We start from the raw sequence: 9140 nt of genomic DNA, 5'->3' as shown, positions 1-9140 counted from the left end.
CGGGGTGGGTGGGCAGGCCCCGTCGGACCGGTGCGGCACGGGGTTCCGGCGCTCGTACGTCCGCCGGTCGGCGCCGTTCCGGTCCGCAGGGGCAGGCAGCGGTGACCGGGGCGGGGCACCGGACGCCCCGCAACCGGAAGCCGGGAGCCTGGATCCGGTGGCCGAGGCGAGATCAGGCGGCCGGGATCCGACACTCGATCAGGCCGTCGCGGTGACGTCCGTGTCGAGCGCGGCGAGCAGCCAGTCGTGTGTCGAGCCGGGGGTGGGTTCGGGACGGGCGCCCGGTGCGGTGGTCAGGACGGAGACCAGGTCCCAGTAGGCGTCCAGGCGTGCCTCGGCGGCGAGCTCCCGGGCCAGTGCGCGGCGGAAACCGGGGGTGTCGCGGCGGTCGTAGGCCTGTGCGTAGGCCGCGACGAAGCCGTCCAGGGCGTCGCCGGGGCGCGGTGGGCGGTCGTGGCGCAGGTGCGCCGCCGCCAGCTCGTACGCCTCGGCGAGGCCCGCGTACAGGACGGCCGCTCCGCGGGCGCCCGCGACCCGGTGAGCCTCGGGGCGGGGCCGGCGGGCGCCGCCCGGGCAGGGCCCGCTGGTGAGGGCGTGCAGCCGGGCGAAGGCGAGCACCTGTGCGGGGTCCGGGTCGTCGGGCGGCGCGGGGACCGCCACCTCCAGGAACGCGGCGACCGACCGGGCCGGCATCCGGGCCGGCAGCCAGGCACGCCAGAATCGGGCCGGCGCATCGGTGCTCGGCGGGGTCGTCATCGCGCCGAGCAGGAGCAACCGCTCGGCCCGCTCCTCTGGCGGGCACTCCTGCACGAGCCGCAGGGCCGCCTCCCGCCAGCGCAGCTCGCGCAGCCGGGAGCCGACCTCGCTCAACCGTCCGGCGACGGCGTCCTCCAGGGCGCGGCCCGGGTCCTGTTCGTCCAGGACGCGGTGCACCGCGGGCAGCGGCAGGTCGAGGGCGCGCAGGGAGCGGATCAGGCGCAGCCGGTCCAGGGACGCGGGAGCGTAGCGGCGGTGTCCGCCAGTGCTGCGGGAGGCCTCCGGCAGCAGTCCGCGGTCGGAGTAGAAGCGGACGGTCTTGACGGTGACGTCGGCGTGCTCGGCGAGTTCGCCGATGCTCCACAGGCCATCGTGCGACATGGTCGGTTGAACCTCCCTCAGGGGGAGTTCCTACGGTACCGGCGAGCGCGGGCCGGGCGAACGGGGGACGGCCCGCGCTCGGCGACGCACCCCCGTGCTCAAGGAGCGGGCCATGACCGTATTCGTTCTCGTCCCGGGCATGTTCACCGGGACGCACGTGTGGCAGGAGACGGCCGCGCGGCTCACCGCCGCCGGCGCCGAGGTGCTCCCGGTCGCACTGACCGGACTCGACGGGTCCGGCGGCGCGCCGGGTACCGATCTGGAGACGCACATCGCCGACGTCATGGCGGCCATCGACGCGGCCGGCGCGGCACAGGGCCGCAAGATCGTCCTGGTCGGCCACGACTACGGCATCCACCCGGCCGTCGGCGCCGCGGACCGGCGGGCCGAACGCGTCGCACGGATCGTGTACCTGGACGCGGGGATGCCGAGGGACGGCGTCCCGGCCCTGGCGTCGGTGCCCGACGAGGCGCTCCGCACGCAGGTGGCCGAACGTGCCCGTGTGGACGGCGGCGACGGGGTGCTGGCCCCGCCCGCCGGGCGTGCCCGGTGGCAGCGCTGGGGCAGTACCGCGGGCGTCGACGACAGGACCCTGGACCGGCTCACCGCTCTGGCGGCTCCGCAGCCGCTGGGCACACTGCTCCAGCCGTTGCGGCTGTCCGGTGCGGTGGCCGCGGTGCCCACCACGGGGGTGCTGTGCACCGGCAACGGTGTGAGCATCGAATTCGTACAGCGGTTGGTGGACTTCGGCGACCCGGCAGTCCAGATCCTGGCCGCGCCCGAGGTGACGTTCTTCGAACTCGCCACCGGGCACTGGCCGATGCTGTCCCGGCCCGCCGAGCTGGCGGACGTCCTGCTGCGGGCCGCGGCCGGGCAGGGGCACCGGCTGGTGCCGGCGGGTCGGGGTGAACCGCCGGCACATCTGCGGCCGTTCCCGCTGGAGGTCCCCGAGGTGCCCGTGGAGCGGCGGGACAACGTGGACCTGCATCTGCCCCTGGACGCCGAGGGTCCGCGACCCGCGGTGCTGTTCGTGCACGGCGGCCCGGTGCCGGCCGGAGCCAGGCCCACCCCGCGGGAGTGGCCGGGCCAGGTCGGGTACGCACGGTCGGCGGCGGCACGGGGGGTGGTGGGCGTCACGTTCGATCACCGTCTGCACGACACGGCCGACTACGCGCGGGCCGCCGACGACGTCGCCGCCGCGGTCGAGTTGGTGCGTGCCGATCCCCGGGTGGACGCCGACCGGGTCGCGCTGTGGTTCTTCTCCGGCGGCGGGCTGCTGTCGGCGGACTGGCTCGGCGCGCCGCCGGCCTGGCTGCGCTGTGTGGCGGCGAGCTACCCGGTCCTGGCGCCGATGCCGAACTGGGGCATCGCCGGCAGCCGTTTCCGCCCGGCGGCCGCGGTGGGCGGTGCCGGTGCCCTGCCCGTCGTCCTCGTCCGGGCCGGCCGGGAGGCGCCGGAGATCGCCGCGACCGTCGAGGAGTTCCTGGCCGCGGCGAAGGACGGCGGGACGGATGTCGAGGTGGTCGACGTGCCGGACGGCCGGCACGGCTTCGAGACCGTCGACGCGGACGACGCCTGGCGGGATGCCTTCCACCACGCGCTGGACCGGGTCGTGACCCACCTGACGGCCTGAGACCCAACGCCCCCGGTCCCGCCCGCGACCACCACGTCCCCGGCCCGGGGTTCACCACTTCCCCGGTCCGAGGCCACCGCCGCCTCCCTCCGCGCGCCCTCCCGCCCCGGGGTCCGCCCCGGGGTCCGCTCCGGACCCGCACCGCAGCCGGACACCCACCCGGGGCAACGGGCCTGCGTCCGTCGTGCGCGAGGCGGGCGGGCCCGCGGTCCCGGTGCCCCGGGGAGGACGAGCGTGGCGTCGTGGAGCGGGCGGCGACGGCGCTCGGACGGGCGGGCGCCCCGCCCCGGGTACGGCCTGCGCCCTCGGGCACCGCGCTGGGATCCGGTGCTCCCACCTGCGAGACCTCAGACGGGCACGCCCGCCTCCAGGTACAGGGCCGCACCGCGCTCCCGGGCGTGCAGGGCCCAGCGCAGGCGCTCGTAGCGGACCGGCGGGAGCAGGTCGGCCGCCTCCTGCTCGGTGACGAAGCGGCAGCCACGCAGCTCCGGGCCGGGCAGCAGCAGTTGTTCGGTCTCGGCGGCGTCCAGGCGCCCGCCGTCGAAGAGCAGCCGCAGACCGCCGTAGGCGGGGGGTGCGGGGCGCTCCCAGTCGACGACGAGGAGGCGGGGCACCTCGGCCAGTTGCAGCCCCGTCTCCTCGGCGACCTCCCGCATCCCTGCCCGCGCGGGCGCCTCGCCGCGCTCGACGACGCCGCCGGGGAACTCCCAGCCGGCCTTGTAGGTCGGGTCCACGAGCAGCACGCGGTCCTGTTCGTCGAAGAGGAGCACTCCGGCGGCGAGGGTCTCGGCGGTGGGCTCCGGGGTCTGCACGATGTCGCAGACGGGCGCGGTACCGCTGCTGACGGCCTCCGCGATGCGGGCGGCCGTCTCGTGCGGGGTGAGCGCGCCGTTGTCGATCAGGTGGGCGTCGGCGGCGAGCCAGGCGGCCAGGGCGGCGCGGTACGGCTCGATGCGGTCGCGGTCCCACTGCCGTGCGGGGGTCTCCCCGCCACCGCCGGGCGGGTCCAGGGGCGTCTCCCGGGCCGCCGCACGCGCGCGCAGGATCGTTTCGGCCGGAGTGAGAGCCAGGTGTCGGACCGGAATACGACGGGCGGCGAGGCCGCCGAAGATCTCGTCCCGGTGCTCCTGGCGCAGCAGGGTCATGGGGACCACGAGGGTGCCACCGACCTCGGCGAGCAGCGCTGCCGCGGTGTCGATCACGAGCCGCCGCCAGATCGGCAGTTCCTGGAGGTCGCCGACCTCGGCGAGGTGCTTGGGCGGAAGCAGGTCGGTGAGCGCTCCGCCGATGACCCCCGGGTCGAAGAGCGTGCTGTTCGGGATCAGCTCGATCAGTTCCCGTGCGGTGGTGGTCTTCCCCGCACCGAACGCGCCGTTGATCCAAACGACGATCACGGGTCCCCCTCTTCTGTTGGCCCCCTGAGGCTTGCCCGCTCCACCCTGCCACGGAAACCAGATCCAGTTGAGGGCGCGAGAAGCGGAAGGCGCCGGTACCCGTGGGGTCCGGCGCCTGCGAGGCGGTGGGCGTCAGTCGCCCTCCACCAGGGAGCCCTCGTCGGCGGCGAGGCTGCCGCTGCTGACCGTGTGGTCGACGGTGCTGAGGGTGCCCCCCACGTTCAGGTCGCCGAGGTCGTGGTCGGCCAGTCCGTGGGACGGCGTGACGGCCGCGACGACGAACCCGGTGGCGAGGGAGGCGATGGCGAGCATGCTGCGCTTCTTCATGCCACGATCAACGCGGCAGGCGGCCCGGGGTCACGGGCAGGGGGGCGAAGCGGAGGATCGCGCCGGCCGGCCCGTCTGCCGCCGGACTCCGTCGAGCGGCCGGCGCACGCAGGTCGGCGTGTCGGCGGGTCGGGCCACGGGGTGCGCGGCAGCGGGCGGACGGCACTTCCGGCCGTCCGCCCGCTGCCGGGGGTTCAGACGCCGGCCGCGGCCGCTCCTCCGGCCAGCACCGCCGCGGCGGCCCCCACGAGCCCGGCGTCCGTGCCCATGCGGGCGGGCACGACGGTCAGGCGCCGCACGAAGGAGAGGGTGGCGTATTCGTCGAGGATCTTGCGGAGCGGCCCGAACAGGACCTCCCCGGCGGTGCCCACTCCCCCGCCGATCACCGCGATGTCGATCTCCATGAGGCTCGCGGCGGACGCGATCGCGGCGGCCAGGGCCTGTGCGGCCCGTTCGAAGGAGGCCACGGCCACCGGGTCCCCGGCGCGGGCGGCGGCGGCCACCGCGACGGCGGAGTCGTCGCCGTCGGGACCGGGACGCCAGCCGTTCTCCAGCGCACGGCGGGCGATGTTGGGGCCGCTGGCCAGCCGTTCCACACAACCTCGCGAACCACAGGGGCACGGGTCGCCGTCCAGGTCGACGCTGATGTGCCCGATGTGGCCCGCGTTGCCGGTGGGGCCGGGACGCAGCCGGCCGTCCAGCACGAGGCCGCCGCCGACACCGGTGGAGACCACCATGCACAGCGCGTTGTCGTGACCGCGGGCCGCGCCCTGCCAGTGCTCGGCCGCGGTGATGGCCACGCCGTCGCCGATCAGCGTCACCGGCAGGTCCCCGGCGGCGGCCCGCACCCGCTCCACCAGGGGGAAGCCGCGCCAGCCGGGCACGTTCACCGGGCTCACCGTGCCGGCCGAGGCGTCCACCGGGCCCGCGCTGCCGATGCCGATCGCCCGGGCACGCCCCCACAGCGGCGAGGCGGCCAGCTCGCCGATCACCTCCTCGACGGCCCGCATCACGGTGTCGCCGTCCTCCTGAGCGGGCGTCGGTCGCTGAGCACGCACCAGGATCGTGCCGCGGCCGTCGACCAGCCCTCCGGCGATCTTGGTGCCGCCGATGTCGAGCGCGGCCACGAGGTCGGTCTGCATGAGTGTCGGATCTCCCCGTCGAGGCAGGCAATGGAAGGCACATCGTCGAAAAGGGCCCGGCCGGCCGACGGTGGGGACGCGGGCCGGAGAGCGCGGTGCTCAGTCTCTCCCGCTCGTGACAACGTTGTCCAGGCTCTATGCTCGACGCCACATCCTCATACAAACCGTGGATCGCCGCACCACCACGGACGACGACAGGACAGGACACCGCCACCGTGCCCGAGACCGCGCGCCGAACAGACCGCCACTCCGCGACCCGTTATGGCAACCGTCCCACCATGAAGGACGTCGCGGCGCGAGCCGGTGTGGGACTGAAGACCGTCTCCCGGGTCGTCAACGGCGAGCCGGGCGTCACGCCGGAGACGGAGCAGCGGGTGCAGGAGGCCATCGACGCGCTGGGCTTCCGGCGCAACGACAGCGCCCGGGTGCTGCGCAAGGGCCGCACCGCCAGCATCGGACTCGTGCTGGAGGACCTCGCCGACCCGTTCTACGGCCCCCTCAGCCGCGCGGTGGAAGAGGTGGCCCGGGCCCACGGCGCCCTCCTGATCAACGGTTCCAGCGCGGAGGACGCCGAGCGGGAGCAGGAGCTGGGGCTGGCCCTGTGCGCGCGGCGGGTGGACGGGCTCGTGGTGATCCCGGCCGGGGACGACCACCGGTACCTGGAGCCGGAGATCAGGGCAGGAGTGGCGACGGTGTTCGTGGACCGCCCGGCGGGGCGGATCGACGCCGACTGCGTCCTGTCGGACAACTACGGCGGGGCACGGACCGGTGTGGCCCACCTCATCGCGCACGGGCACCGGCGGATCGGCTTCATCGGAGACATGCCGCGCATCCACACCGCCGCCGAGCGGCTGCGCGGGTACCGGGCCGCCATGGAGGACGCGGGGATATCCGTGGCGGACGCATGGATGTCGCTCGGGGTCACCGTGCCTGAGCGGGTGCGCACGGCCGCCGAGGAGATGCTGTCCGGACCGGAGCCGGTCACCGCGATCTTCACCGGCAACAACCGGGTGACGGTCACCGTGATCCGCGTGCTGGCGGAGCACTCCCGGCAGGTCGCCCTCGTCGGATTCGACGACATCGAGCTCGCCGATCTGCTCCGGCCGGGGCTCACCGTCGTCGCCCAGGACTCCGCAGCGCTCGGCCGCACCGCCGCCGAGCGCCTCTTCCGGCGGCTGGACGGCATCCTGGCCGGCCCCGAACGCCTCGAACTGCCGACCCGGCTGATCGCCCGCGGCTCCGGCGAACTCCCCCCGGCGGACTGAGATGAACGCGCAGGACCGCACCCTGTCGGCGCTCGGGCTGGCCGGGGTGCCGCGCGACGATCCGCTGTCCTATCCCGGCGCCTGGCCGCGCGAGTCCGGGCTCCTCGTCGGGGACCGGCTGCTGCCGCTGGAGCGTGCGGTGCACGCGGACCGGGTGCCCGTGCTCGCCGTCGGTTCCAACGCCTGCCCCGGTCAGCTCCGGCACAAGATGGCCGCGTGCGGGGTCTCCTCCCCGGTGCCGATGGTGCGGTCCCGCGTCCACGGACTCGACGTCGGGGTGTCCGCGCACGTCAGCCTCATGGGCTACGTCGCCGCCTCACCGGTCTGCGCCCCCGAGGCCGTCCGTGACCTGTTCGTCATCTGGCTGGACGCCGAGCAGCTCGCGGTCGTCGACGCCAGCGAGGGGACGCCCCTGCCGCACGGCAACTACCGGCGCGCCTGGCTGCCTGCTCCGGACGTGCGCGTCGCACCGGAGGGCGGCGCGGCACTGCCCGGCGTGTACGTGTATCTCAACCGGCACGGCGTGCTGCACGACGGTTCCGGCGCACCCCGCAGTCATCCGGGACAGCGGGAGCTGCTCGCCGAGCTGCTGCTGAACTCCGCCCGCCTCAGGGAGCTGTTCGGTGTCACTCCCGAGGAGTTCAGCGCGCGGGCGCGCGCGGACGCGGCGCTGTGCGCGCGGGGGACGCGGCTGCTGGCCGAGGAGAAGCTGGTGACGGCGTCCGGGCTGGAGCGGTACGCCGACAGCCCGCAGACCGGGGCCACGGGCCCCGGCGGGCCGTAGCCGCGTCCCGCGGGGCTGACGCGGTGCCGTCGCCGAGTGGCACCGGTGCGCGGGTGTGGCGGTCGGGCCGGCCGCGGTGCGGAGCGGGTTCTACTGCCCGGTGGCAGTCAGGTCGCCGCGCCGGGGTGCCGCGAAGCCCTCCAGGTCGGTGCGGCTCAGGCCGGTCGCCCCGGCCACCTCGGTGTCGTCCAGGGCGCCGCAGTCCAGGCCGCGCAGCAGGTAGCCGCTGAGGGCCTTGGCGGTGGCGGGCTCGTCCATGACGTCGCCGCCGGCGCGGTTGGCGTACCGGGCGAGCCGCTCGGCCGCCTGGCGGAAGCCCTCGCGGTAGAAGGCGAAGACGGCGGCGTAGCGGGTGGGGATGTGGCCGGGGTGCATGTCCCAGCCCTGGTAGTAGGCCCGGGCCAGGGCACGTCGGGTGAGGCCGTAGTGCAGGCGCCAGGCGTCGTGGACCTTCTCGGTGGGGCCGACGGGCAGGACGTTGGTCGAGCCGTCCGAGACCCGTACGCCGGTGCCGGCCGCGGCGACCTGCATGACCGCCTTGGCGTGGTCGGCCGCCGGGTGGTCGCTGGCCTGGTGGGCGGCGGAGACGCCGAGACAGGCGCTGTAGTCGAAGGTGCCGTAGTGCAGACCGGTGGCGCGGCCGTCGGCGGCCTGGATCATGCGGGCGACGGTGGCGGTGCCGTCGGCGGCGAGAATGGCCTGGCTGGTCTCGATCTGGATCTCGAAGCCGATCCGGCCGGCGTCGAGGCCATGGGTCTTCTCGAAGGCATCCAGCAGGCGGACCATCGCGGTGACCTGCTCGGGGTAGGTCACCTTGGGCAGGGTGAGGACCAGGCCGCCGGGCAGGCCGCCATGGTCGAGCAGGCCGGTGAGGAAGATGTCGAGGGTGCGGATGCCGCGGTCGCGGACGGCGGCTTCCATGCACTTCATGCGGATGCCCATGTACGGCGCCGCGGTGCCGTTCCCGTACGCCTCGGCGACGAGCCGGGCGGCGCGGGCGGCGGCCTCGTCCTCCTCGGCGTCGGGGCGGGGGCCGTAGCCGTCCTCGAAGTCGATGCGCAGGTCCTCGATCGGCTCGCGCTCCAGCTTGGCGCGGACCCGTGTGTGGACCGGCTCGGCCAGGTCGTCGGGCAGGCCGAGGACCGCGGCGAAGGAGGCGGCGTCCGGGGCGTGTTCGTCGAGGGCGGCCAGGGCCCGGTCGCCCCAGGAGCGGACGGTGCCGGCGGCGAAGACGTCACCGGGGACGTAGACGGTGTGGACGGGCTGACGGGTGCCGGGGTCCCCGGGGTAGCGGCGCTCCAGTTCGGCGTCGACCGGGGCGAGGGAGGCGCTGATCTCCTCGCTGACGGTGCCCGCGAGGCTCGTCGACACTGTCTCCTGCTGACCCTGACCCATCCCGCACCCTCCTATTTTCCGCTATACGGAATCAACAATCCGTAGAATGAAGTTATCTGCCGA

8 protein-coding genes are annotated in these 9140 nt (G+C 75.0%); 3 read left to right on the top strand and 5 right to left on the bottom strand.

Annotated elements, in window-relative coordinates; all coding sequences use genetic code 11:
- Positions 1-198: 198 nt before the first annotated feature.
- The gene (locus JS756_RS05590; protein WP_205381811.1) at positions 199-1137 is read right to left on the bottom strand and encodes a helix-turn-helix domain-containing protein; all 939 of its coding nucleotides are present in this window, start codon (positions 1135-1137) and stop codon (positions 199-201) included.
- A gap of 112 nt (positions 1138-1249) precedes the next feature.
- Here JS756_RS05590 and JS756_RS05585 point away from each other — a divergent pair, with 112 nt between their 5' ends.
- Positions 1250-2770: an alpha/beta hydrolase gene (locus JS756_RS05585; RefSeq protein WP_205381810.1), complete on the top strand. Its 1521-nt coding sequence runs from the start codon at positions 1250-1252 to the stop codon at positions 2768-2770.
- Positions 2771-3117: 347 nt separating this feature from the next.
- Here the strand turns inward: JS756_RS05585 and JS756_RS05580 are convergent, their stop codons facing one another.
- From JS756_RS05580 to JS756_RS05570, 3 genes are all read right to left on the bottom strand, one after another.
- Entirely contained in the window at positions 3118-4164 is a 1047-nt protein-coding gene (locus JS756_RS05580; RefSeq protein ID WP_205381809.1) for an NUDIX hydrolase, read from the bottom strand.
- A 132-nt stretch (positions 4165-4296) separates the two neighbouring features.
- A complete protein-coding gene (locus JS756_RS05575) occupies positions 4297-4491 on the bottom strand; it encodes a hypothetical protein (RefSeq protein ID WP_205381808.1) in 195 nt (64 codons plus the stop codon).
- Positions 4492-4685: 194 nt separating this feature from the next.
- Positions 4686-5633: an ROK family protein gene (locus tag JS756_RS05570; protein WP_205381807.1), complete on the bottom strand. Its 948-nt coding sequence runs from the start codon at positions 5631-5633 to the stop codon at positions 4686-4688.
- 278 nt (positions 5634-5911) lie between these two features.
- On the opposite strand from JS756_RS05570, the gene JS756_RS05565 reads away from it, so the two are divergent.
- A complete protein-coding gene (locus tag JS756_RS05565; RefSeq protein WP_438817286.1) occupies positions 5912-6898 on the top strand; it encodes a LacI family DNA-binding transcriptional regulator in 987 nt (328 codons plus the stop codon).
- Between the two features lies 1 nt (position 6899).
- Positions 6900-7682 carry a hypothetical protein gene (locus JS756_RS05560; protein WP_205381805.1) on the top strand — a complete coding sequence of 261 codons (783 nt, stop codon included), beginning with the start codon at positions 6900-6902 and terminating at the stop codon, positions 7680-7682.
- Between the two features lie 90 nt (positions 7683-7772).
- On the opposite strand, the gene JS756_RS05555 is transcribed toward JS756_RS05560, so the two are convergent.
- Complete coding sequence (locus JS756_RS05555; protein ID WP_205381804.1) at positions 7773-9077, bottom strand: DUF6986 family protein; 1305 nt, start codon at positions 9075-9077, stop codon at positions 7773-7775.
- Positions 9078-9140 lie beyond the last annotated feature (63 nt).

The sequence above is a fragment of the Streptomyces actuosus genome (assembly GCF_016921115.1).
Taxonomy (GTDB): domain Bacteria; phylum Actinomycetota; class Actinomycetes; order Streptomycetales; family Streptomycetaceae; genus Streptomyces; species Streptomyces actuosus_A.
Note: the sequence above shows the minus strand (reverse complement) of the source record. Positions and strands in the feature narration are given on the sequence as shown.

Bases quoted from the DNA above. Each gene is read 5' to 3' on its own strand.
- JS756_RS05560 (WP_205381805.1), top strand. From the start codon at position 6,900: ATGAACGCGCAGGACCGCACCCTGTCGGCGCTCGGGCTGGCCGGGGTG.
- JS756_RS05585 (WP_205381810.1), top strand. From the start codon at position 1,250: ATGACCGTATTCGTTCTCGTCCCGGGCATGTTCACCGGGACGCACGTG.
- JS756_RS05575 (WP_205381808.1), bottom strand. From the start codon at position 4,491: ATGAAGAAGCGCAGCATGCTCGCCATCGCCTCCCTCGCCACCGGGTTC.
- JS756_RS05565 (WP_438817286.1), top strand. From the start codon at position 5,912: ATGAAGGACGTCGCGGCGCGAGCCGGTGTGGGACTGAAGACCGTCTCC.
- JS756_RS05570 (WP_205381807.1), bottom strand. From the start codon at position 5,633: ATGCAGACCGACCTCGTGGCCGCGCTCGACATCGGCGGCACCAAGATC.
- JS756_RS05555 (WP_205381804.1), bottom strand. From the start codon at position 9,077: ATGGGTCAGGGTCAGCAGGAGACAGTGTCGACGAGCCTCGCGGGCACC.
- JS756_RS05590 (WP_205381811.1), bottom strand. From the start codon at position 1,137: ATGTCGCACGATGGCCTGTGGAGCATCGGCGAACTCGCCGAGCACGCC.